Origin of the sequence: uncultured Psychroserpens sp. (genome assembly GCF_947501425.1) — a bacterium.
Classification (GTDB): Bacteria; Bacteroidota; Bacteroidia; order Flavobacteriales; family Flavobacteriaceae; genus Psychroserpens.
This window is the reverse complement of the sequence record NZ_CANMVN010000001.1, coordinates 254305-277906: the sequence shown is the minus strand read 5'-3', so window position 1 is coordinate 277906 and position 23602 is coordinate 254305. Positions and strand designations below refer to the sequence as shown.

Genomic DNA, 23602 nt, shown 5'->3' with positions numbered 1-23602 from the left:
AAAACTGAGCATTATGATATGATAGTTACATTTGGAGGGACACCTTTTTATTTTAAACGTGCTAAAATAACTACTGAAACTCCTTCTAATTTGAACGATTTTGTGGGTAACTATTATTCCGAAGAATTAAAAACTGTTTATCATTTTTATACTGACAAAAACACGCTCAAGTTAAGCTATAAGAATCATGAAGACCTCTCATTATATCCTATTCAATTAAATAGTTTTGGAAATCGTAACAGAACACTATATCATTTTACACACAACAAGAATGGCAAAATAACAGGCATGTTATTGTCTTGTGACGGACAAGTAAGCAACATTGAATTTGTTAAAGATCAAACCCAATATTAACTCCTAATTTGTTTGCAATAATCTTTGTAATACGCTGTTTGATCTCAGGAATTTTCACTGAATCTAAAACGTTATTACTAAAGGCAAACATCAATAAGGCTTTTGCTTCTTTTTCTGGTATACCACGAGATCTCATATAAAACATAGCACTTTCATCTAATTGTCCAATAGTACAACCGTGAGAACATTTTACATCATCTGCAAAAATCTCTAATTGAGGCTTAGTGTTTATAGATGCTTTGTCACTTAGTAAGATATTGTTATTGGCTTGGAAAGCATTGGTTTTTTGAGCTATTTTATCCACAACTACTTTCCCATTAAACACACCTGTAGATTTATCTGAAAAAATACCTTTATAATCCTGATGACTTTCGCAATTAGGTTCAATATGATGTACTAAAGTATTATGATCTACATGTTGTTTATCTCCTATAATCGTTACTCCTTTTAAGGTAGAATCTATGCGCTCGCCTTCCTGATAGAAATTAAGGTTATTACGAGTTAATTGTCCACCAAAAGAGAAGGTATGTACTGAGGCATGACTTTCACGTTTTTGTTTGATAAACGTGTTGTCAATTAATGATGCTTTATGGTTATCGTTTTGAATTTTATAATAATCTACAATAGCGCGTTTATTCGTAAAAATTTCGGTAACACTGTTAGTCAAAACCGGATTCTCTGTTAAACTCTGATGACGCTCAATTATTTGAACATGTGAGTTTTCATCAACAACAATAAGATTACGTGGTTGTAACATCAATGCCGATTCATTTCCAGTAGAAAAATGTAGAATCTGAATTGGTTTTTCAACTACTTTATTCTTTGGAATATGAATGTAAGCGCCTTCTTGGGAGAATGCTGTGTTTAATGATGATAAACTATCTTTTGTTGCTGCCTTGTTAAAATAATTCTCGATAATTAATCTGTACTTTGGCTTCGTTAATGCCGCAGACATCAAACATACATCAATTCCATCGTGAGTCGTTTGTGATAAATGTGATGAATACTTTCCATTGACAAATACAATCTTATAAGAATCAATATCGTGAATAAAATATTTCTTAATTTCACTGTATTCCAGAGCATTTTCTTGCTTCGGAAATACGCTGTAATCATGTTTGAGAACCGTATTTAACGATGTATACTTCCAAGCTTCATTGCGCTTTGTTGGGAAGCCTTTATCTTCAAATGACTTTATCGCCTCACTACGAACATCATGAACGGGAGCATCTAAATCTACCGAGTTCTCAAATGCCATAAATGACGATACTAACTTATCTTTTAAATCCATGTGTCAATCTTCAGTGTTTAGTCCTAAAGTTTAAGCGTTTATCTCTTCTTTAATCCAATCGTAACCTTTTTCTTCCAGCTCATGTGCTAGCTCTTTGGTTCCAGATTTTACAATTCTTCCATTGTATAGAACATGTACATAATCTGGCACAATATAATCCAGTAAGCGTTGGTAATGTGTAATCACAATTACAGCATTATCTTTACTTTTTAGTTTATTGACGCCATTAGCAACAATTCGTAACGCATCAATATCTAAACCAGAGTCTGTTTCATCAAGAATGGCTAATTTAGGTTCCAACATTGCCATTTGGAATATCTCATTACGCTTTTTTTCTCCTCCAGAAAATCCTTCATTTAGAGAACGTGATAAGAACTTTCTGTCAATTTCAAGCAACTCAGATTTCTCACGAATCATTTTTAGCATTTCATTAGCAGGCATGTCATCTAAACCTTTAGCTTTTCTTGTCTCGTTGATGGCAGTTTTCATAAAGTTAGTTACACTAACACCTGGTATTTCTACAGGGTATTGAAATGATAAAAACACACCTTTGTGTGCGCGCTCTTCAGCAGCTAACTCATCTATATTTTCACCATTAAGGATAATTTCACCTTTATCAACTTCATACTCTTCTTTTCCTGCAACAACAGAAGCCAAAGTACTTTTTCCAGAACCGTTTGGTCCCATAATGGCATGAACTTCTCCAGGTTTAACTTCTAAGTTAATTCCTCTTAAAATGGCTTTATCTTCTACACTTGCGTGTAAATCATTTATTTTTAACATAGCTATTTACTTCCTAATTTTATTACGTCGTTTTCTTCTGGGTCTGGTTTAGAAACTTTTAGTATTTCTTTAATTTCAATTTTATTTTCCCATTCCTGATCGTTAGCTTCATTTTTAAAAATACGGCCACGAATGGTAACTGGAACCATCTCATATGGTTCACTTTTATGTTCTTCAACTAGTGTATTTAACTCCTCTACTTTGTCATTTACAACGATACCATACATCAATGTTGGTGTTTGTAATACTGCAGCATTCTGAGTAGCATCATAAAGGTAATTACCATGAATAGCAATTAATCCATCACTCTGCTTCAAAGTTTTTCCAGGTTCAGCTATTAAAGTATCTGTGGAAACCTCTACCTCTTCTTTGGTTGTCTTTTGATCTGATTTGCAGCTAAAAATTACTGCAAACACAACAAGTAGTATACTTAGATTTTTCATAGTAATTGATTTATCCAACAGAACCTTCTAAACTTATTTCTAATAGTTTTTGAGCTTCCACAGCAAACTCCATTGGTAACTTGTTTAATACTTCTTTACTAAACCCGTTTACAATTAAAGCAATAGCTTTTTCTGTGTCTATACCACGTTGGTTACAATAGAAAATCTGATCTTCACCAATCTTGCTGGTTGTTGCTTCGTGTTCTATTTGAGCTGATTTGTTTTTTGCTTCTATGTACGGAAACGTATGTGCACCACACTCGTTACCCATAAGCAAGCTATCACATTGCGAAAAATTACGGGCATTATCAGCTCTTGAGCTAATTTGCACTAGTCCGCGATAAGAGTTTTGAGATTTCCCTGCTGAAATTCCTTTGGAAATGATTGTTGATTTCGTATTCTTTCCTAAGTGAATCATCTTAGTTCCTGTATCTGCCTGCTGATAGTTATTAGTAACCGCTATAGAATAAAATTCTCCTACAGAATTATCACCTTTCAATACACATGAAGGATATTTCCAGGTCACAGCACTTCCGGTTTCTACTTGTGTCCATGAGATTTTTGCATTTTTCTCACATAGACCTCTTTTAGTAACAAAATTGTAAACACCACCTTTACCTTCGGCATTTCCAGGGTACCAATTTTGAACTGTAGAGTATTTTATTTCCGCATCGTCTAAGGCGATTAATTCTACAACAGCTGCATGCAATTGATTTTCATCTCTACTAGGAGCAGTACATCCTTCCAAATAACTTACATAACTACCTTCGTCTGCAATAACCAATGTTCTTTCAAACTGACCTGTTCCAGCCTGATTGATTCTAAAGTATGTGGACAGTTCCATAGGACATCTAACCCCTTTTGGAATGTAACAAAAGCTACCATCACTAAATACTGCACTATTTAAAGCAGCATAGAAATTATCTTTCTGAGGAACTACAGTTCCAATGTATTTTTTGACGAGTTCAGGATGCTCTTTAATAGCTTCGGAGATGCTCATAAAAATGATTCCTTTTTCTCCTAGTGTCTTTTTGAAAGTTGTAGCTACTGAAACAGAATCTACTACAACATCCATGGCAACACCTGCTAATTTTTTCTGCTCATCCAAAGAAATTCCTAATTTTTCAAAAGTGGCTAAAAGCTCAGGATCTACTTCGTCTAAGCTATCGTATTTAGGTTTACTATTAGGAGCAGAGTAATAAGAGATTGCCTGAAAATCTGGTTTTTCGTAATGTACATTTGCCCACTCAGGCTCAGCCATTTCTTTCCAAACGCGAAATGCTTCTAATCGCCATTCAGTCATCCAGTCTGGCTCCTCTTTCTTCTTAGAAATAGCGCGAACAATATCTTCATTCAGCCCATTAGGAAAGGTATCAGACTCAATATCTGTATAAAAACCATATTCGTATTCTTTGGTCTTTAATTCTTCTCTTAAATCGTCTTCAGTATACTTACTCATAAATCTTTTTTAAAGTGAGAATGATTCGCCACAACCACAAGTTCGGTTGGCATTAGGGTTATTAAATACAAATCCAGCACCATTTAAGCCACCTGAATATTCTAGAGTTGTTCCTATTAAGTATAAAAAACTCTTTTTATCAACAATGATCTTAACACCATTGTCCTCAAAGACTTTATCATCTTCTTTTTGTTCTTTGTCAAACTTCAAATCATATGACAAACCAGAGCATCCACCGCTCTTCACTCCAACTCTTATAAAGTCGGTTGCAGTGCTAAAGCCATCTTCAGTCATCAACTCGATGACTTTCTTTTTTGCTGATTCTGATACTTTAATCATGTCTTATATAGATTTTATCTAAATAGAGTGCAAATATAAGACATAAGTAGCCTTAATCCATAGCTCCTAACATTATATTAGCAAATAATAACATAGAATCTCATTATGAAGATTATAAGATCTACAAATGATTAAACGAAATTAGATAAATAAGTAATTTTAAACTGAAAGCTGCTTGCGTGAATATTGGCTCCCAAGAAGAAATAATTGTCGCAATGCCACCTTAATACTACGATTCTGAATAGGAAAATTTTGGAATTCTCCTTGAGCATCAATTGCTACTTTAGAATTACAGGTCTTGCAAAACAACTCATTAGAATTTGAAATTCCTGAAGATGAGCGTTCTAAATTATGTCCAAAAACTGAGCATGGTAACTCGTTGGTTATTGTGGCTTGCATAGTAGGTTAAAAAGATTTGGGATTGCTAACTTAGAAAAATAAATCCAAAACACCGATAAAATACTTATTTTTTCGTTGAAATGCATACTTATTCATTTCGATCATCCGTAAAAAAACAGAGTTATCAATGTATCTCTTCAAAAAAGCTACTATTTTTGCAGTATGATAGAAGATAAAAATCCACAGCGTACCTCATTAGAAGAGCTTGGAGAGTTTGGACTTATTGACCATCTCACCAGAAATTTTGAAATCAAACAAACATCTACAATTAAAAGTATTGGAGATGACGCAGCTGTACTGGATTTTGAGTCCAGTCAAGTTGTTGTTACAACCGATCTGCTTATTGAAAATGTACATTTCGATCTAAGCTACGTACCACTCAAACATCTTGGCTATAAAGCAGTAATGGTCAATTTAAGTGATGTCTACGCTATGAACGCCAATGCCACACAAATAACAGTGTCTATTGCAGTATCCAATCGTTTTCCACTTGAAGCTTTAGAAGATTTGTATGCAGGAATAGAAACTGCTGCAAAGCTCTACAATATTGATGTTGTTGGAGGAGATACGACTTCATCAACCACTGGTTTGATTATTTCTATTACAGCAATTGGAACCGCTAAAAAAGATAAACTCGTTTATAGATCTGGCGCTAAACCAAATGATCTATTGGTTGTGACTGGAGATTTAGGCGCAGCCTATATGGGATTACAGGTCTTAGAACGCGAAAAGGAAGTCTTCAAAGTCAATCCTCAAAATCAACCTGACCTTAGTCCGTACACCTATATTGTGGAACGTCAATTAAAACCAGAGGCCAGAAAAGATATTATTGAACTTCTTGATAAACTAGAGGTAAAACCAACGTCAATGATTGACATTAGTGACGGACTATCATCTGAGGTATTACATTTATGTAAACACAGTGATTTGGGTGTAGAAATCTATGAGAATAAGATTCCTTTGGACCCTCAGGTGATTTCAACTTGTGAAGAATTTAATATCGATAGCACTACCATTGCACTTAATGGTGGAGAAGATTATGAGTTATTAATGACCATCTCTCAGGATGATTTCCCAAAGATTAAAGGAAATCCTAATCTGACTGTGATTGGTTATATGACTGAAAAGGACAGGGGAACACTACTTATTACCAGAGGAGAACAAGCGATACCAATTATTGCTAAAGGGTGGAATGCTATGAAAAATGAGGACTAAAGTCTAACAAAGCCTCATCATTGGCTTTTGCAAGTTCTTTATTTTTTATTCTACAGACGCGTCTGTTATGAATACGTTCTAATACCGAATTGATTTCTTTGTATTTCGGAGTTAAAGGTGTAAGACCACCATTTCCATTTGTGGTAACCTGAGATTTACAATGCGAACATTTGTATTCTTTAACGTGATAAGTAATGTGTTTTGAGACTTCGTATTGATGTCCAAAAATTGTGCAGTAGAGACTTTTCACCTATTTATGGTTTTTAGTTATTAATTTAGAGGATGTCTAAATATATGAAAACCATGTAATAAGGTAAGATTTTACGCTAATATATCGACGAACTGAGTGTTTTCTTCTTTAAACGAGACATTCTACGTGTATAAATATCTTCTAAAATGGCATTTATTTCTTTGTACTTTGGTGTCAGTTCAGTGAGCTTACCATTTCCACTTGTAGTTAATTGACGTTTACAACATTTACAAGTATACTCTTTTACATGAGATGTTACCTTTTTAGTCATCTCATAATTGTGTCCAAAAATATCGCAGTAAATTTTTAACGGACCTGTAGTCTTTGTAGTTTTTTTCATGGCTGTTAGATTTGGGGACTATAAACTTAGAAAAAAAAGTTGTTAAATGCGTCTAAAAGTATTTTTATTCGACAAAGTGATTTATAATGTAAGATAATTCTGATTTATTTTCAATATGACTCATATGCCCATAAGCTAATGCTTCACAAACAATATCAGTTCCATCTGTATCTTTTAATATACGGTCGTAATGTATTATTGGATCTTTTCGTCCAATGATTATAAGTTTCTTCGCTTTTAAAGTTTTAAAAAACTCAAATGCATCAAATCTCGCACTCATCCCTTTCTGAGCTGCTATATAACCTTGAAGCGATGTTTGTAATGCAATTGTTAATGCCGCTTCCATCTCGTCTTTGTAGGTTATTCTACTTTCCGAAGAAAACAAATTAGTAAACGATAGCCGAACAACACTTTCAAAATTAATCTTGGCCATTTCATTAGCGCGTTCACGAATAGTTTTACGCTCTGTATCATCAGCGATGTAAGTAGAGTTCATTAAGCACAATCCATTAATAGACTTGGGCGTCTTCTTGGCTAATGCCAGAGCTACATAACCTCCCATCGAATGCCCAACCACTGTAAAATTTTTAATTTTTAAATGATCAAGGACTGCAAAAACCGCATTAGCCATGTCTTCCATGGTATGAATATATCCCAAACAGCCTGTTTGTCCGTGACCCAAAAGGTCAACTGTAACGACTCTATGAGTTTCTTTAATAATAGGTTTTAAATTGTCCCACATACTTGAATTTTCAAGAAAGCCATGAAGTAGTAGAACAACGTCTCCTCGTCCGTCGTCTTTGTAAAATACAGGTGTGTTTTTGTAGTGTAAAACCATAGACTACAAAGATACTATTTGAATAGCTGATTCAAACCAGAAACATGCATAAGTATTTATTATATTTGAACACAATCTCTAAATTACATCTCATGATCTTAAAAAGATGCATTCTGTTTGTTTTGCTTGTTTCATTTCTAACTGCCAACGCTCAAATTGAAGAACAGAAATTAGATGAATTAATTCAGAAAACTTTAACCACCTTTGATGTACCAGGCATCTCTGTAGGTGTTTTAAAAGACGGAGAACTCATATATACAAAAGGACATGGAGTGCGGTCTCTAACTACAAACAAAGACATGAATGCGAACACCTTAGTTGGTGTAGCTTCAAACAGTAAGGGATTTACCTGTTTTGCATTAGCAATGTTGGTTGATGAGGGACAACTCAAATGGGATGATCCCGTTAGAAAATATATTCCTGAATTTCAATTACACGACCCATGGGTAACCGAACATTTTACAGTTAGAGATCTTGTCACGCACAGAAGCGGACTTGGTCTTGGCGCTGGAGATTTGATGTTCTTTCCTGAAGGTAATAATTTTGATACCAATGATATCATAGCCAATGTCAAACATCTAAAACCTGAAAGTTCTTTTAGAAGCCAATTTCAGTATAACAACAATATGTTTATCATAGCTGGCGAAGTTTTAAAACGCGTAAGCGGATTATCATGGGAAGATTTTATTGAAACCAGAATCATGGCACCTGTGGGCATGAGCAGCAGTAAAGCGTCTTATAATCGTGTTTCCGATAGATCAAATATTATCGATGCACATACCAGAGCTGATGGTAAGGTGATTCAAATCCCTCATGATTGGAGTGAAACAGCAAATCCAGCAGGCGGTATTATGAGTAATGTAGTTGATATGCTGACTTGGGCAAAGTTTTTAATGAATGATGGTGTGACGGCTGATGGACAACGTCTCATTAGCTCTGAACAACTTCATGAACTTTGGCAACTTCAAACGCCATTACGAGTTAGAAAGGGAGATTGGTACAATTCTAATTTTCGAGGTTATGGACTAGGCTGGTTTTTAACCGATGTTAAAGGAGGTTACAAACAAGTCTACCACACTGGAGGACTTATTGGAACTGTGACACAATTTACTATGATTCCTGATTTGGATCTGGCCATTGTAGTGCTTACTAACCAAATGGTTGGTTCGGCATTCAACACCATTACCAATACCATAAAAGATAGTTATTTAGGTTATGACAATAGAGATTGGTTACAACGTTATGGCAAGAGACATACAGATTATTTAAAATATAATGACAGTATTAAAGTAGATGTATATACTAAGATTGAAACTGCTAAAACACAAACTGATCTTCCAAAACCATCTCAAATTACGGGAACTTACACAGATAATTGGTTTGGAAATATTATGATTTCTCACAACGGAAATAGTTATACCATAACATGCGAACGCTCTCCTTACCTTACTGGAGAATTACTCCCATACAACCCAACAACATATGTAGCTAAATGGAACAACCGAAGCTACGATGCCGATGTTTTTGTTTTGTTTACTTTTGACGAATCTGGAAACGCTACTGGAGCCAAAATGAAATACATTGCACCCATTACAGATTTCAGTTTTGATTTTCACGACCTCAACCTAAAAAAGACCAACTAATTGAATTCAAGAAAAGAACTTTTTATAACAAGCTTTGCATTATTTTCCCTATTTTTTGGAGCAGGAAACTTACTCCTTCCACCACTTTTGGGCTACAATGCAGGAGATAACTGGTTTTGGGTAGCCATAGGGTTTATGATCACTGCTGTAGTGATTCCAATTATTGGAATTTTAGCACATGCTAAACTTCAAGGGACCTTATATGACTTTGGAAAAAAAGTGTCGCCTCAGTTTAGTCTCATATACTGTATCCTTATTTATGTTATTGCAGTAGCTATACCTTCACCAAGAACTGCAGCCGCTACGCACGAAATTGCCATTCATCCATCGTTTGGCACAAGTCCGGTACTAACCAGCGCTATCTACTTTGCATTGGTTTTGGTATTTGTGCTCAATCGCTCTAAAATATTAAGTTTTATTGGTAAATTCCTAACACCTCTAATTGTAATTATGCTTTTGTTGGTGATAGGCATCGGACTCTTTTCTTCGGAAATGCTTACGAGCACATCACAATTTGACACACCAGTTGTTGCTGGAATCTTAGAAGGTTATCAAACCTTTGATGCTATTGGAGCTGTCGTTGTTGGAGCTGTAATTATCATCTCTATCAACATGCGCCATCAAGGTAGTTTTGAAGACAAAAAAGTATTAATCGCAAAATCGGGATGGATTGCTGGTTTCGGACTATTTATTATTTATGCCGGACTCATTTCGGTTGGGGCGTATTACGGTTCTGAAATTAATATCAACGAAGAACTGAGCAGTGACATGCAACGCGCTAATTTGCTTAGAGGTATCAGTATTGCTTCCTTAGGAACTTTTGGAAACACAGTATTAAGTATACTTATTTCGCTAGCTTGTTTCACCACAGCAGTAGGAATTATTGCTGGAACAGCCGACTATTTTAAAGGCTTGTTAGGCAATTCTCAATCCGTATATATTACCACAGCTGTTATTGCCTGTGTGTTAGGTGTTGTTGTTGGTCAGTTGGATTTCAACTCCATAATACTATTCGCTGTGCCTGTGTTACTATTAATTTATCCAATTACAATTGTTTTGATCTTACTCAATGTATTACCTAAACAATTCTCAACACCATTGGTGTTTAGAGCTGTGGTTATAGTCACTTTTATTTTTAGCATTCCAGATGTGATTGGTTTCATACGTCCGTCGGAAGGTCTAAAAACACTTATCGGTTATATTCCTTTAGCCCAACATAGTCTGGGTTGGGTATTGCCTGCGCTCCTGACTTGTTTGGGAGTTGGATTGGTTGGAAATAGAAAAGCCTAAAGTTCACACTTTAGACTTCTAAATATCTCAACTGATTTAATTACCCATTCATCAGTTCCTCAATCTCTTCAGCTTCAATTGGAATATTTCGCATGAGATTAAATGGTTCTCCTTTTTCCTGTATGACCACATCATCTTCTAAACGAATACCAAAACCTTCATCTGGAATATAAATTCCAGGCTCTACAGTAAATACCATATTGGCTTGCATAGGTTCAGTCAAAATCCCATAATCATGTGTGTCTAGTCCCATATGATGAGACGTGCCATGCATGAAATACTTCTTATAAGCTGGCCAATCCTTGTTTTCATTTTGAACATCGGCTTTGTCTAATAATCCAAGTCCGAGCAATTCCGAAGTCATCAGTTTTCCAACCTCAACATGATAGTCGGCCCAGAGTGTTCCAGGAACTAATAGTTTTGTAGCTTCATTCTTTACGCGATTCACCGCATTATACACCTCTTTTTGACGGTCGGTAAATCGTCCGGATACAGGAATGGTACGAGACATATCGCTAGAGTAGTTAGCGTATTCTGCACCTATATCCATAAGAATGAGGTCTCCAGTCTTACACTGTTGGTTGTTTTCAATATAGTGTAAGACATTGGCATTATTACCACTTGCTATGATTGGTGTGTATGCAAATTTCTTTGATCGGTTACGTAAAAATTCATGCATAAATTCAGCTTCAATCTCAAACTCCCAAACATCAGGCTTTACAAAATTCAATACGCGACGAAAGCCTTTTTCAGTAATGTCACAAGCTTGTTGCAAAAGGTCTAATTCAATCTGATCTTTAACTGAGCGTAAGCGTTGTAAGATAGGATTACTTTTTGCTACAGCATGTGCTGGATATTTATCTTTTAGCCACTTAGTATATCGGTCTTCACGCGTTTCAGTTTCTACCGAAGCGCGATAATGCTCATTAGTATTAATATAAACTGTATCGCATTGGGTCATAAGTTCAAACATGATTTTTTCCATATCCTGAAGCCAATACACGGTTTTTATCCCACTGGTTTCAAAAGCGGCATCTTTTGTTAATTTTTCACCTTCCCAAACAGCAATATGTTCATTGGTCTCTTTTAAAAATAAGATTTCACGATGGTGTGCTTTTGGACAATCGGGAAATAACACCAAAATACTTTCCTCCTGGTCTACACCACTCAAATAAAATATATCGCGATGCTGTTCAAACGGCATTGTGCTATCAGCACTTATAGGGTATATGTCATTAGAATTAAAAACCGCTAAACTACCAGGTTTCATTTTAGACATGAAGTTTTTACGATTTTTGACAAACAAGTTGCGATCTATTTTGTGATATTTCATAAGTCATATTTTATGATGGTAAAGATAAGTAGATTATAGAAAAGAAAAAGGTGTTCAAAATAATATTGAACACCTTTTATCTAAGATATACTAGTAAGCTATTTACTCATAGCTTTCTTTATCATTCCCACTATAGCCATGAGAACGCCTCCTCCTACACCACCTCCTGCAACACTGCCAAGGATACTTGATAGGTCCATACTTGTTGAAGCTTCTGCTGCTTCGGCACCTCCAACTAGCATACCTAAAAGCTGACCACCAAGTCCGCCTCCTAAAATGCCTAAAATTGAGTTACCAAGGGTTCCTAAAGAAAACTTTTTCATAAGGGATCCAGCTAAGTTTCCGCCAACGGCTCCACTTACTAATTGGATAATTAAAGGTAAATACTCTTCCATTTTCAATAAAGTTATTAGTTAATATTTTGAAAAGTAGTGAATTTTTTAGTTAAAAAAATAAATATTATTCAATTTAATTAACATTTTTACACAAAATTTATAAGTAAGGTTATCGCTACTATAAATTTCTGACAAGTCCGTCATCTATATTTATTACCTTTAGTGCACATTAAAATCAACCATCATGTTAAAACATATTTGCTATCTTTTTTTAGGTGCCTCTTTACTTCTAAACGCACAACAACCATCAACATCAGCACAAATTATTGAGGATGCTCTCAATAAAAAAGAGCAACTTGTTAAGTCATCTCTTGTCAAAAATGTAGCCTTTAAAAACATGGGGCCAACCATCATGAGTGGTCGTGTTGTAGATCTGGCTGTAAATCCAGATAATCCAACTGAATTCTATGTTGGATATGCCTCTGGAGGTGTGTGGCACACAACTAATAATGGTACAACTTTTTCACCAATTCTTGACACTTCAGACACTCAAAATGTTGGCGACATCGCTGTAGATTGGAACAGTAAAACCATTTGGGTAGGTACAGGAGAAAATAATAGTTCCAGATCCAGCTATGCAGGAATTGGGATCCTAAAATCTACAGATAATGGTGAGACCTGGCAAAATATGGGATTAAAAGATTCTCACCATATTGGTCGTATTTTGATCAACCCAAATAATCCTGATGAAGTTGTTGTTGGAGTTACTGGACATCTATATTCTCCAAATCAGGAGCGTGGGATATACAAAACCACAGATGGAGGTAAGACTTGGTCTCAAAAACTTTTTGTTGATAATATGAGTGGTATTATCGATGTTCAAACCAATCCTAACAATTACAATGTGATGTTTGCATCGTCATGGACCAAAGACAGAAAAGCTTGGAATTTTGATGGCAGCGGAAATAATTCAGGAATTTATAAAAGTACAGATGCTGGTAACACATGGACTAAAGTTTCAACTGAAAACAGCGGTTTCCCAACAGGTCAAGGTGTTGGAAGAATTGGCTTAGCGATTTATGATGACAATGTTGTGTATGCCGTTCACGATAGTCAATTCCGTAGAGTTTCCGAAGACAAAAAGGAACAATCAAATACCTTGAATAAAGACGATTTCAAATCAATGACCACCGAATCATTTTTAGCACTTGACAACAAAAAGCTTAACGCGTATTTAAAAACAAATGGTTTCCAAGAGAAATATAGAGCAGATAACGTTAAACAAATGGTGCGTAGTGGAAATGTAGAACCTATCGATCTTGCTAAATACCTTGAAGACGCTAATTCTATGTTGTTTGATACGCCTGTTATTGGAACCGAGGTTTACAAAAGTACAGACGGAGGCATCACCTGGAAAAAAACACATGATGACTATTTAGACGACATCTATTACAGTTATGGGTATTATTTCGGACACATTTATGTAGCACCAAATAATGCAGATCATATTTACATTTATGGTGTTCCAATCGTAAAATCAAAAGATGGAGGTAAAACTTTCACTTCAATAAGTGCTGAAAATGTACATGCCGATCACCACGCGCTTTGGATCAATCCTAAAAATCCAGATCATTTGATCAACGGCAATGATGGTGGTGTCAATATCACTTATGATGATGGTGAAAATTGGATTAAGAACAACTCGCCTTCTGTAGGACAGTTTTATGCCATCAATGTAGATAATGCAAAACCTTATAACATCTATGGAGGTTTACAAGATAATGGTGTTTGGGTTGGTGCCTACGGTTCTCCAGAAAACAAAAGCTGGCATCAAAATGGTCAATATCCATGGAAAAGTATCATGGGTGGTGATGGTATGCAAATACAAATAGACAGTAGAAATAACAACATTGTATATACTGGGTTTCAATTTGGAAATTACTACAGATTAAACCTCGAAACTCAAGACCAAAGATACATTCAACCAAAACATAAATTAGGAGAAAACCCTTATCGTTTTAATTGGCAAACACCAATCCTGTTATCATCTCACAATCAGGATATCCTATACTTAGGTGGCAACAAATTAATGCGTTCTATGAATCAAGGTGATGACTTCACTGCTATTAGTGATGATTTGACCAATGGTGGAAAAAAAGGAAATGTAGCCTATGGAACTTTAACAACCATTAGCGAATCTCCATTTCAGTTCGGATTAATTTACACAGGAAGTGATGACGGCTTAATACATGTTACAAAAGATGGTGGTGGAAGCTGGTCTAATATTTCTAACACACTACCCAAAGATCTTTGGGTGAGTCGTTTGGTAGCATCTCAACATAAAAAAGAACGCGTATATGCAACACTTAACGGTTATCGTTGGGATGATTTCAAAGTCTATGCTTATATGAGTAATGACTACGGACAAACCTGGAAAAGTATAAGTTCAAATATTCCTGCGTCTCCTGTAAATGTTATTAAAGAAGATCCTGAAAACGAAAATGTACTGTATCTGGGAACAGACAATGGCGCTTATGTCTCATTCGATCAAGGGGATAGTTGGGAAGCATTTAGCAATGGATTACCTAATGTTGCTGTGCACGATATTGTGGTTCAGGCAGATGCCAAACACTTATTACTTGGTACTCACGGACGAAGTATTTACCAAACCGATATTGCACCTCTTCAGCAAATGAACGAGACTATGAGATCTAAATCTGAAACGGTATTCAAAATCTATGACACTAGATATTCGTCACGATGGGGAAGTGCATGGAGCAAATGGTTTGATCCGTATGAACCAGAAGTTGATATAACTTTTTATTCTAATGTTTCCGAAGAAAAAACCATTAAAGTATTGTCTGAAAAAGGGGCATTATTAAATGAGATGAAAGTTAATGCCGACAAAGGGTTCAATTATACAAGTTATGATCTAACACTTACAGAAAAAGGACGGAAAGCACTACTTAAAGAGAACTCTAGTATAGACATTAATAAAGCTAAAAATGACAAATATTATGTGCCTAAAGGCATATATACAATTCAAATTGGCGATGAAAAAACGACGTTTGAAGTAAAATAAAAACCGTTGGACTTTCAGATTAAAAAATAACGGGAAGTCCAACGGTTTCAAAAGAATAAAAGATGGTTGATGAAACCTACATAACCATTAAACCAAAATTAGATACGCTTCGTAAGTATATTGCTTACTACTATTTTAATACATCAGAAGAAAAAAATTATACAAAAGAATACATCTTTTATCCACATTTTAGAAATGCTATAACGGTTTACAAACACTCTAAAATTTCCTTTTCAGATAATAGATCTACCGTAACTCCAAATTCAAAAAAAGCCTTAGAAATCATTTACACAGGGATTCATTCTCAAAGTAGAATTGGAAAGATCCATGCACCTTTTGATAAGATAGGTATTGTGTTTCAGCCTTTAGGTATTAATAATTTTATATCTGAGTCGTTGAGTGCAATTGTTACTGAAGATCCAAAATCTGATTTTGATTACTTCGGAAATGAGCTAAACAAAACCTTGGAGCAGGTCTATGCGCTTTCTGATCCCAAAGAAAAAGTCTATGAACTAGATTGTTTTTTTGACGCCAGGATTCAACCGTTCAAAGACCAAAGACTATTAAAGGCTATAGATCTTATGTTTGATAGTCATCTCGGAGTCTCAGAAATCTCGGAAACATTAAACATTAGCAGAAAAACGCTACAGCGTTTATTCAAAAAGCACCTCAACTGTGCTCCAAAGGAGTTTTCTAATTTGATAAAATTTAGAAAAGCCATCGACATCTATCAAAAACAGAAACCTGCATTAACTGATCTAGCTTATCAAAATGATTACTATGATCAATCTGATTTTATAAAACATTTTAAAAAAGTAACTGGCTTTAATCCCAAACAATTTTTTGGTAACTTATCTCACCTGGGATCTGAAGATACCTTTTGGACAGTATTAAATTCAAAATAGTGTAATGTCCCATTTTTACAATTTTTAATGCATTTACCCACTTACATTTGTAATGTTCAATATCAAAAAACAACATTATGAAACGTTTATCCTTGTTCGCTATTTTTATTTTCTCTTGTCTAATAGCTAATGCCCAAGAGTACTCTGGAGTTTCTAAAACTCATAAGATAGACTCAAAAGTTTTTGAATCAGAACGCGAAATCCGTGTATTTGTACCCTTTTCTTATACTGAAAATAACACACAAAAGTATCCAAGCATTTATTTGTTTGACGGCCAGTTTGATGCTTTTTTTGATATGACCAGCGGCACAATGGATTATATGTCGCAAATGGGTGAGCTTAACGAATACATTATTATTGGTATTAAAACTACCTACAGGTCGCGAGAATTTACACCTATGTATGCAGATGAGAGAACTAAAAAAGATTGGGGAGATACAGAAATAGGACAAGCCCAGCTTTTAGAAGATCATCTGGAAAAAGAAGTATTCCCATTGGTTGAAAACAATTACAGGGTAGAACCATTTAAATTAGCTATTGGTCATTCGTTAGGAGGCACATTTGTACTCAACGCCTTACTCTCTCGACCAGACTTTTTTCAAGCTGTAATTGCTATTAGCCCAAACTTGTCTTACGATTATGAGCAGATCGTCACTCGTTTTGACAACTACTTTAAATCAAATGCATCTATGAAGAAATTTATCTATATGTCTGCAGGAACTATAGGTAGTATGGAAAATAGATTTAGAAGTTCTGCTGAAAAATTAGATCGTGTAATCAAATATCACAATCCAAAAGAATTGATGTATTACTACACGGTTATGGATGGTGAAAACCATAGTACCACACCTTTGTTTACAATTAGTAAAGGGTTTCAGGAAATGGCTAAAATCTGGACGATTTCCGAAGACAAAAAGAAAACACTTATTGATGACGCCTCACAACCATTTGTTAAAGACCTAAAACTATTTTACAATAATTTGTCTGAATGGGCAAATTATAAGGTGTTGCCATCAATAAACGAAATTAATAGTTTTGGGTATGACTGTTTAGCTCTGGACAAAACAGATGAAGCTTTAAAAGTTTTTAATTGGGCCATTGAGTTATATCCAGATGATGCTAATATTTACGATAGCAAAGCCGAAGCTCTTGCAAAATCAGGTGACATGAAGCAAGCTAAAGTGTTTTATAAAAAAGCGATAGATGTTCTAGAAAAAACAAAAAGCAATTATGATTCTGAAAACTACGAATACTATAAAGATATGTTCAATAAAAATCTAAATGCATTAGATAAGTCCTAATCTTATAATTTTTTAATAATATTTGAGTTATAATACAAACTCTTAATTAATGAAAGCTTTTAAATTACTTACACTTCTGTTTCTGGGACTACTTTTGTCTTGTAGTGATAATCAGGATGATACACTACAAACAGCAACACCTAACTTGATTATTAAATTAAAATTTGACCCTGATCAGGAGCGTCTGGGAAATCTTGGTCAGCCAGTTTCAGTGGCTCAAGGTAATGCTGCTCAAACACCTACAATAAATCGTATGAGTGCCAACTATATTGAATTTGCACCAACAGCAACAACTGCGCTTGGTACAGGTGAAATTATTTTTGAAGGAGATGAAACTACTGCTGGTGGTGCACAAGCAATACATTTTCAAAATTCAATATTTGCAGGTAATAATGATACATTTTTAACTATTCCGCTTAGTGAAGTGTCTTCAGGGAGTTACGAATGGGTAAGAGTGTCTTTAGCCTATCAGGAAGGCAATATTGATTTACGTGTTAACAATCAAGACATTACTGGAACCTTGGCGAGTTTTGTTGGCTATAATTCTTATATTTCTTCTTTTGATCTCAACGGAAACACTATTGCTGTTAATGGCAATAGAGCTCAGGGATTTTGGGCTTTTGAAGCTTTGGGCTTTACAACTCAAGGTCAGGCACCAGAAGGAGCAACTACTGTTCCAAATCCTCTATTTGACTCCTCGCCTATTCCACAAGGTTCATGTGTAGTAACAGGTGAATTTGAGAATGGGTTTACAATTACAGGCAATGAAACACAAGATATTACTGTGACCTTATCATTTTCAATAAATAATAGTTTCGAATGGACAGAAGTTAACACAGATGGTAAATACGAGCCAGAAGCAGGAGAACAAGTTGTCGATATGGGACTAAGAGGATTAATTCCTATAGTATCAGAATAATATGTTTCACTAAAACTAAGTCCATTATTTTTAAGTCAAAAAAAAAGAATGTGTTCTAAAAGATTGACATTTCTTTTACACTTTTTTGACACTTATCTATAATACGCTTGTTAGTTTTATCATCAGTTACATACACTTAAAAGTTTTTAAATCAGGAAGACTATTACATTTTAATATATCATATTTGCACACTAACTAAAATCAACTATGCTAAAGTCCGCCTTACTACTTATAGCATTGTTCATCACTTCTTTTGTGTTTTCACAAGATAATTTGAACAATGATCTCAAAATATTTCTCGATTGTAATGTATGTGATAATACTTACATGCGACAAAATCTAGGTAATGTGCAATTTGTAAGAGATCAAGGACTTAGTGATGTTCACCTCTTTTTTGTAACTCAAAGAAATGGAAGCGGAGGACGACTCTATGAAATTGATTTTATTGGTAAAAATGAATTTGAAAACATCAACTACAAGTTAAAGTTTTCAACAGATTCTAACATGACACGCGATGATGAACGAAGACGCACATTGGAGTACATTAAACTTGGGTTAGTTCGTTTTTGGATTGCTAATGATAATCTATCTGATGTGACTGTCTCTGTTCCAAGTCCTGAGGATGAAACCACAGATGTTGTTGAAAAAGACCCCTGGAATTACTGGGTGTTCAGAGTAGGAGCCAATGGCTTTTTTGACGGACAAGAGTCTAACACATTTAGCAGACTCAATGTTAACCTTTCAGCACGACGTGTGACTGAAAAAAATAAATTTTCTTTCAGAGCTAATTTCGGTGAAAATAAATCGGTATTTACTTTTGATGGTGAAGATATTGTAGCCATCAACAATAATAAATCTCTTAATATAAGTGATGTAATAAGCATCAACGATCATTGGTCTTATGGTGTCTTCGGAAATATCGGCACCTCAACATTTAGCAATTACGATTTATTTTGGAGACTTAGACCTGCCTTAGAATACAACTTCTTTAGATATGCAGAATCTGCAAAAAAACAACTCATTGTATCCTACAGAAACGGAATGGTATTCAACGACTATATTGAACGAACAGTTTTTGCTGAAGAAAAAGAGCTGCTATTTCAACATTCATTTTTATTAGGAGGGAGTTTCAGACAAGAATGGGGAAACATTAACGGAGAAGCTTCTTTTAATCAATATTTACACGATACATCATTGCACTCTTTTGGTTTTTTCCTAGGCGCTAACATCCGAATATTTAAGGGATTTAATTTTAATGTAAGTGGAAGTTACAGAATTACAAGAGATCAAATTAATCTTCCAGCAGGTGACATATCGCTTGAAGAGCTACTGCTTCAACAACAACAATTGCAATCAGGTTACAATTATTTTGTAAGTCTTGGTTTTAGCTATCAGTTTGGCTCTATATACAATTCAATTGTAAATCCGAGATTCAACTTTTAATTATACCCATTCTAAATAACTAAAATAAAAGCGAAAATTTGTAGTACAGTGCTATCTACACTATCTTTGTTGTACAAATAATTAACTACAATTATAATGAGCGGAATTTTTAATTCGTCGATAGGAAGAAAGTTTGCCATGGCACTTTCGGCACTCTTCCTCATGATTTTCATTTTACAACATTTTGCAATTAACATCCTTTCGGTATTCAGTCCTGACACATTTAATGATGTTTCGCACTTTATGGGAACATTTTGGGTCATTCAATACCTACTGCAACCTGTATTAATCTTTGGTGTGATTTTCCATTTTGTAATGGGATTTGTATTGGAAATCAAAAACAACAGAGCACGTGCTGTTGGATATGCAAAAAATAGTCCATCTGGTAACTCTACGTGGATGAGTAGAAACATGATCTGGAGTGGAGGTTTTATTCTGGTATTTCTTGTTATTCATTTTATTGATTTCTGGATTCCAGAAATAAACACCAAGTACATTGCTGGTGACATGTCAGGATTAGTAGACCCTAATGTTGCTGATAGCGGTTACAGGTACTATGAAGAATTGGTTCATAAATTTGAGCCTATCTGGAGAGTCGCACTATACTGTATAGGTTTTGTGTTCTTAGCACTTCACCTTTTACATGGTTTTAATTCTTCGTTCCAATCTGTTGGAGCAAATAATAAATACACAAAAGGATTAAAGGGATTTGGAAAAGTATATTCAATTGCTGTTCCATTAGGATTCATTTTCATTGCATTATTCCATCATTTTAATCACTAAAAAACACATCTAAATATGGCTTTAGATTCTAAAATACCTAAAGGACCACTGGCAGAAAAGTGGACTAATCATAAAAACGAAATCAATCTTGTTAACCCAGCTAACAAACGTCTCATAGATGTAATCATTGTTGGAACTGGTTTAGCAGGTGGTTCGGCTGCAGCAACCTTAGCAGAATTAGGTTACAATGTAAAAGCATTTTGCTTTCAGGATTCTCCAAGACGTGCACACTCAATTGCTGCCCAAGGAGGAATTAACGCTGCAAAAAACTACCAAGGTGACGGAGATTCAACTTATAGATTATTCTATGACACTGTAAAAGGAGGCGATTATCGTTCACGAGAAGCCAACGTATACCGTTTAGCAGAAGTCTCTACAAATATTATTGATCAATGTGTGGCACAAGGTGTCCCTTTTGCAAGAGAATATGGAGGGCTTTTAGATAACCGATCGTTTGGAGGTGTACTAGTATCACGTACTTTTTACGCTAAAGGACAAACTGGTCAGCAATTATTATTAGGTGCTTATTCTGCTATGAACCGTCAAATTGGACGTGGTAAAATAAAAATGTACACACGTCACGAAATGTTAGACGTTGTCATAGTAGATGGAAAAGCCAGAGGTATTATTGCTCGTGATCTTGTTACTGGTGAAATTGAACGTCATTCTGCTCATGCAGTTGTTCTTGGAACAGGTGGTTACGGTAATGCTTTCTATTTATCAACTTATGCTATGGGTAGCAACGTTACTGCTGCATGGAAAGCCCACAAACGCGGTGCCTTTTTTGCAAATCCTTGCTATACGCAAATTCACCCAACTTGTATCCCTGTTTCCGGAGATCATCAGTCTAAATTAACATTGATGTCTGAGTCGTTAAGAAATGATGGACGAATCTGGGTGCCTAAACACATGAAAGATGTTGAGGCTATTAGAAACGGAAGCTTAAAACCAACTCAACTTGCTGAAGAAGATAGAGATTACTACCTAGAGCGTCGTTATCCAGCCTTTGGTAACTTAGTGCCTAGAGATGTGGCATCAAGAGCAGCTAAAGAGCGTTGTGATGCTGGGTATGGTGTAAATCAAACTGGAGAAGCTGTGTATTTAGATTTTTCTGCCGCTATTGAACGCTACGGAAAAGAGCAAGCTCACGTTAAAGGTCTCAATGAAAATGATAATGCACTTGTTCAAAAACTAGGTAAAGAAGTTATTGCCAATAAATATGGAAACTTATTCCAGATGTACGAGAAAATCGTAGATCAAAATCCATATGAAACTCCTATGATGATTTATCCTGCTGTTCATTATACAATGGGCGGACTTTGGGTAGATTACAATTTAATGACCACTGTTCCTGGTTTATATGCCATTGGAGAAGCAAACTTCTCTGACCATGGTGCTAACCGACTTGGTGCTTCAGCATTAATGCAAGGATTAGCTGATGGATACTTTGTATTACCTTACACTATTGGTGATTATCTGGCTCATGATATTAGAACTGGAACTATTCCAACAAACTCACCTGAATTTGATGAAGCTGAGAAAAAAGTTCGAAATGATATTGATAAGTTAGTCAACAATCAAGGAACAAAATCTGTTGATCACTTCCACAAACGCTTAGGAAAAATTATGTGGAACAAATGTGGTATGGCACGTAACGCTGAAGATCTTAAATCAGCTATTACTGAAATTGCCGAACTCAGAGCTGAGTTCTATAAAGATGTTTATGTTCCAGGAACAGAAAATGAATACAACGAAGAGCTAGCAAAAGCTGGTCGTGTAGCAGACTTTTTAGAGCTGGGTGAATTATTTGCCAAAGACGCTCTTGAACGTGAAGAATCTGCAGGTGGACACTTTAGAGAAGAATATCAAACTGAAAGCGGTGAAGCTTTAAGAAAACCTGAATATCAATATGTATCAGCATGGGAATATAAAGGTCAACCAAGTGAAGCTATACATCACAAAGAACAGTTGACTTATGAGAATATTGAAGTTAAAGAGAGAAGTTACAAATAAAAAAACAAGCTATGAATTTAAAATTGAAAATCTGGCGTCAGAAGAATGATAGTGAAAAAGGACGCATGGTTGATTACGATGTTACTGATGTATCACCAGATATGTCTTTTTTGGAAATGCTTGATGTGCTTAATCAAGAATTAATCGAAAAACAAGAAGAACCCGTTGCCTTTGATCACGATTGTAGAGAAGGAATCTGCGGTACATGTTCGTTATATATCAATGGTAGAGCTCATGGACCACAAACTAAAATTACAGCATGCCAATTACATATGCGTAGTTTTAATGATGGTGATACCATTTATATTGAGCCATGGAGAGCTAAAGCGTTTCCAGTGGTAAAAGATCTTATCGTAGATCGAACAGCTTTTGATCGTATCCAACAAGCTGGAGGATTTATTTCAGTAAATACTTCAGGAAACACACAAGATGCTAATGCTATTCCTATTGAAAAGGAACATGCAGATAAAGCCTTTGATGCTGCAACTTGTATTGGCTGTGGTGCTTGTGTTGCAACATGTAAAAACTCGAGTGCAATGCTCTTTGTTGGTGCTAAGGTATCTCAATTTGCATTATTACCACAAGGACAGGTTGAAGCTACAGATCGTGTTTTAAACATGGTGAAGCAAATGGACGAAGAAGGGTTTGGAAACTGTACCAATACTGGAGCATGTGAAGTAGAATGTCCTAAAGGAATTTCATTAGAGAACATTGCTCGAATGAATCAAGAGTACCTTAAAGCTAGTCTTAAAGGCTAAATAAAAACGACAGACATACGTCTTAAATAAACAAAAATCTCAGGAGCAATCTTGGGATTTTTTGTTTCTTTATATTTTACATTTAA

Annotated in this window: 23 protein-coding genes; 12 read left to right on the top strand and 11 right to left on the bottom strand. The window is 35.3% G+C overall.

Translation table 11 applies throughout. The features are described from left to right. Nucleotides 1-18: 18 nt before the first annotated feature. Complete coding sequence (locus Q0951_RS01295; RefSeq protein ID WP_299333241.1) at nt 19-354, top strand: hypothetical protein; 336 nt, start codon at nt 19-21, stop codon at nt 352-354. On the opposite strand, the gene sufD is transcribed toward Q0951_RS01295, so the two are convergent. The 6 genes from sufD to Q0951_RS01265 form a co-directional block, all read right to left on the bottom strand. Continuing rightward, nucleotides 332-1645 (bottom strand): Fe-S cluster assembly protein SufD, encoded by a 1314-nt coding sequence (gene sufD / locus Q0951_RS01290; protein ID WP_299333239.1) that lies wholly within the window; start codon nt 1643-1645, stop codon nt 332-334. The two genes, Q0951_RS01295 and sufD, sit on opposite strands and share 23 nt — an antisense overlap. A gap of 30 nt (nt 1646-1675) precedes the next feature. Next, the gene (sufC, locus tag Q0951_RS01285) at nt 1676-2428 is read right to left on the bottom strand and encodes a Fe-S cluster assembly ATPase SufC (protein ID WP_299333236.1); all 753 of its coding nucleotides are present in this window, start codon (nt 2426-2428) and stop codon (nt 1676-1678) included. 2 nt (nt 2429-2430) lie between these two features. Next, on the bottom strand, nt 2431-2871 hold the full coding sequence (locus Q0951_RS01280) for a hypothetical protein (RefSeq protein ID WP_299333234.1): 441 nt from the start codon (nt 2869-2871) through the stop codon (nt 2431-2433). Nucleotides 2872-2881: 10 nt separating this feature from the next. Next, nucleotides 2882-4330: a Fe-S cluster assembly protein SufB gene (sufB, locus tag Q0951_RS01275; protein WP_299333232.1), complete on the bottom strand. Its 1449-nt coding sequence runs from the start codon at nt 4328-4330 to the stop codon at nt 2882-2884. 9 nt (nt 4331-4339) lie between these two features. Beyond that, a complete protein-coding gene (locus Q0951_RS01270; protein ID WP_299333229.1) occupies nt 4340-4669 on the bottom strand; it encodes an iron-sulfur cluster assembly accessory protein in 330 nt (109 codons plus the stop codon). A 159-nt stretch (nt 4670-4828) separates the two neighbouring features. After that, a complete protein-coding gene (locus Q0951_RS01265) occupies nt 4829-5068 on the bottom strand; it encodes a hypothetical protein (protein ID WP_299333227.1) in 240 nt (79 codons plus the stop codon). A 162-nt stretch (nt 5069-5230) separates the two neighbouring features. Between Q0951_RS01265 and thiL the strand changes: the two genes are divergently transcribed. Next, nucleotides 5231-6283, top strand: coding sequence for a thiamine-phosphate kinase (gene thiL, locus Q0951_RS01260; protein WP_299333225.1), 1053 nt, complete (start codon nt 5231-5233; stop codon nt 6281-6283). Here thiL and Q0951_RS01255 read toward each other — a convergent pair. From Q0951_RS01255 to Q0951_RS01245, 3 genes are all read right to left on the bottom strand, one after another. After that, nucleotides 6264-6533, bottom strand: coding sequence for a hypothetical protein (locus Q0951_RS01255; protein WP_299333222.1), 270 nt, complete (start codon nt 6531-6533; stop codon nt 6264-6266). The genes thiL and Q0951_RS01255 overlap by 20 nt on opposite strands. A gap of 76 nt (nt 6534-6609) precedes the next feature. Further along, nucleotides 6610-6873, bottom strand: coding sequence for a hypothetical protein (locus tag Q0951_RS01250; RefSeq protein ID WP_299333220.1), 264 nt, complete (start codon nt 6871-6873; stop codon nt 6610-6612). Between the two features lie 64 nt (nt 6874-6937). Further along, nucleotides 6938-7711, bottom strand: coding sequence for an alpha/beta hydrolase (locus Q0951_RS01245; protein WP_299333218.1), 774 nt, complete (start codon nt 7709-7711; stop codon nt 6938-6940). A 92-nt stretch (nt 7712-7803) separates the two neighbouring features. On the opposite strand from Q0951_RS01245, the gene Q0951_RS01240 reads away from it, so the two are divergent. Together Q0951_RS01240 and brnQ are read left to right on the top strand one after the other, a co-directional pair. After that, nucleotides 7804-9354, top strand: coding sequence for a serine hydrolase (locus tag Q0951_RS01240; RefSeq protein WP_299333851.1), 1551 nt, complete (start codon nt 7804-7806; stop codon nt 9352-9354). After that, nucleotides 9355-10644: a branched-chain amino acid transport system II carrier protein gene (gene brnQ, locus Q0951_RS01235; RefSeq protein WP_299333216.1), complete on the top strand. Its 1290-nt coding sequence runs from the start codon at nt 9355-9357 to the stop codon at nt 10642-10644. 40 nt (nt 10645-10684) lie between these two features. On the opposite strand, the gene Q0951_RS01230 is transcribed toward brnQ, so the two are convergent. Beyond that, a complete protein-coding gene (locus Q0951_RS01230; protein ID WP_299333214.1) occupies nt 10685-11977 on the bottom strand; it encodes an aminopeptidase P family protein in 1293 nt (430 codons plus the stop codon). Nucleotides 11978-12075: 98 nt separating this feature from the next. After that, entirely contained in the window at nt 12076-12372 is a 297-nt protein-coding gene (locus Q0951_RS01225; protein WP_299333212.1) for a hypothetical protein, read from the bottom strand. Nucleotides 12373-12556: 184 nt separating this feature from the next. Between Q0951_RS01225 and Q0951_RS01220 the strand changes: the two genes are divergently transcribed. The 8 genes from Q0951_RS01220 to Q0951_RS01185 all read left to right on the top strand — a co-directional run bounded on the left by Q0951_RS01220 (nt 12557) and on the right by Q0951_RS01185 (nt 23516). Further along, nucleotides 12557-15394 (top strand): glycosyl hydrolase, encoded by a 2838-nt coding sequence (locus Q0951_RS01220; protein ID WP_299333209.1) that lies wholly within the window; start codon nt 12557-12559, stop codon nt 15392-15394. Nucleotides 15395-15456: 62 nt separating this feature from the next. Further along, a complete protein-coding gene (locus Q0951_RS01215; protein ID WP_299333206.1) occupies nt 15457-16299 on the top strand; it encodes a helix-turn-helix domain-containing protein in 843 nt (280 codons plus the stop codon). Nucleotides 16300-16376: 77 nt separating this feature from the next. Then, nucleotides 16377-17600: an alpha/beta hydrolase-fold protein gene (locus tag Q0951_RS01210; protein WP_299333203.1), complete on the top strand. Its 1224-nt coding sequence runs from the start codon at nt 16377-16379 to the stop codon at nt 17598-17600. Nucleotides 17601-17649: 49 nt separating this feature from the next. Next, on the top strand, nt 17650-18519 hold the full coding sequence (locus Q0951_RS01205; RefSeq protein ID WP_299333200.1) for a hypothetical protein: 870 nt from the start codon (nt 17650-17652) through the stop codon (nt 18517-18519). Nucleotides 18520-18726: 207 nt separating this feature from the next. After that, nucleotides 18727-19962 (top strand): hypothetical protein, encoded by a 1236-nt coding sequence (locus Q0951_RS01200; protein ID WP_299333197.1) that lies wholly within the window; start codon nt 18727-18729, stop codon nt 19960-19962. A gap of 96 nt (nt 19963-20058) precedes the next feature. After that, the gene (locus Q0951_RS01195; protein WP_299333195.1) at nt 20059-20745 is read left to right on the top strand and encodes a succinate dehydrogenase cytochrome b subunit; all 687 of its coding nucleotides are present in this window, start codon (nt 20059-20061) and stop codon (nt 20743-20745) included. 15 nt (nt 20746-20760) lie between these two features. Then, on the top strand, nt 20761-22758 hold the full coding sequence (locus tag Q0951_RS01190; protein ID WP_299333193.1) for a fumarate reductase/succinate dehydrogenase flavoprotein subunit: 1998 nt from the start codon (nt 20761-20763) through the stop codon (nt 22756-22758). 11 nt (nt 22759-22769) lie between these two features. Then, nucleotides 22770-23516 (top strand): succinate dehydrogenase/fumarate reductase iron-sulfur subunit, encoded by a 747-nt coding sequence (locus Q0951_RS01185; protein ID WP_299333190.1) that lies wholly within the window; start codon nt 22770-22772, stop codon nt 23514-23516. Nucleotides 23517-23602 lie beyond the last annotated feature (86 nt).

What these genes read in the sequence shown, in the direction of transcription:
- Q0951_RS01250 (WP_299333220.1), bottom strand. Translation starts at nt 6,873, where the DNA reads ATGAAAAAAACTACAAAGACTACAGGTCCGTTAAAAATTTACTGCGAT.
- sufD (WP_299333239.1), bottom strand. Translation starts at nt 1,645, where the DNA reads ATGGATTTAAAAGATAAGTTAGTATCGTCATTTATGGCATTTGAGAAC.
- sufB (WP_299333232.1), bottom strand. Translation starts at nt 4,330, where the DNA reads ATGAGTAAGTATACTGAAGACGATTTAAGAGAAGAATTAAAGACCAAA.
- sufC (WP_299333236.1), bottom strand. Translation starts at nt 2,428, where the DNA reads ATGTTAAAAATAAATGATTTACACGCAAGTGTAGAAGATAAAGCCATT.
- Q0951_RS01280 (WP_299333234.1), bottom strand. Translation starts at nt 2,871, where the DNA reads ATGAAAAATCTAAGTATACTACTTGTTGTGTTTGCAGTAATTTTTAGC.
- thiL (WP_299333225.1), top strand. Translation starts at nt 5,231, where the DNA reads ATGATAGAAGATAAAAATCCACAGCGTACCTCATTAGAAGAGCTTGGA.
- Q0951_RS01185 (WP_299333190.1), top strand. Translation starts at nt 22,770, where the DNA reads ATGAATTTAAAATTGAAAATCTGGCGTCAGAAGAATGATAGTGAAAAA.
- Q0951_RS01210 (WP_299333203.1), top strand. Translation starts at nt 16,377, where the DNA reads ATGAAACGTTTATCCTTGTTCGCTATTTTTATTTTCTCTTGTCTAATA.
- Q0951_RS01270 (WP_299333229.1), bottom strand. Translation starts at nt 4,669, where the DNA reads ATGATTAAAGTATCAGAATCAGCAAAAAAGAAAGTCATCGAGTTGATG.
- Q0951_RS01220 (WP_299333209.1), top strand. Translation starts at nt 12,557, where the DNA reads ATGTTAAAACATATTTGCTATCTTTTTTTAGGTGCCTCTTTACTTCTA.
- Q0951_RS01295 (WP_299333241.1), top strand. Translation starts at nt 19, where the DNA reads ATGATAGTTACATTTGGAGGGACACCTTTTTATTTTAAACGTGCTAAA.
- Q0951_RS01265 (WP_299333227.1), bottom strand. Translation starts at nt 5,068, where the DNA reads ATGCAAGCCACAATAACCAACGAGTTACCATGCTCAGTTTTTGGACAT.
- Q0951_RS01215 (WP_299333206.1), top strand. Translation starts at nt 15,457, where the DNA reads ATGGTTGATGAAACCTACATAACCATTAAACCAAAATTAGATACGCTT.
- Q0951_RS01230 (WP_299333214.1), bottom strand. Translation starts at nt 11,977, where the DNA reads ATGAAATATCACAAAATAGATCGCAACTTGTTTGTCAAAAATCGTAAA.
- Q0951_RS01190 (WP_299333193.1), top strand. Translation starts at nt 20,761, where the DNA reads ATGGCTTTAGATTCTAAAATACCTAAAGGACCACTGGCAGAAAAGTGG.
- Q0951_RS01225 (WP_299333212.1), bottom strand. Translation starts at nt 12,372, where the DNA reads ATGGAAGAGTATTTACCTTTAATTATCCAATTAGTAAGTGGAGCCGTT.
- Q0951_RS01205 (WP_299333200.1), top strand. Translation starts at nt 17,650, where the DNA reads ATGAAAGCTTTTAAATTACTTACACTTCTGTTTCTGGGACTACTTTTG.
- Q0951_RS01240 (WP_299333851.1), top strand. Translation starts at nt 7,804, where the DNA reads ATGATCTTAAAAAGATGCATTCTGTTTGTTTTGCTTGTTTCATTTCTA.
- Q0951_RS01200 (WP_299333197.1), top strand. Translation starts at nt 18,727, where the DNA reads ATGCTAAAGTCCGCCTTACTACTTATAGCATTGTTCATCACTTCTTTT.
- Q0951_RS01195 (WP_299333195.1), top strand. Translation starts at nt 20,059, where the DNA reads ATGAGCGGAATTTTTAATTCGTCGATAGGAAGAAAGTTTGCCATGGCA.
- Q0951_RS01245 (WP_299333218.1), bottom strand. Translation starts at nt 7,711, where the DNA reads ATGGTTTTACACTACAAAAACACACCTGTATTTTACAAAGACGACGGA.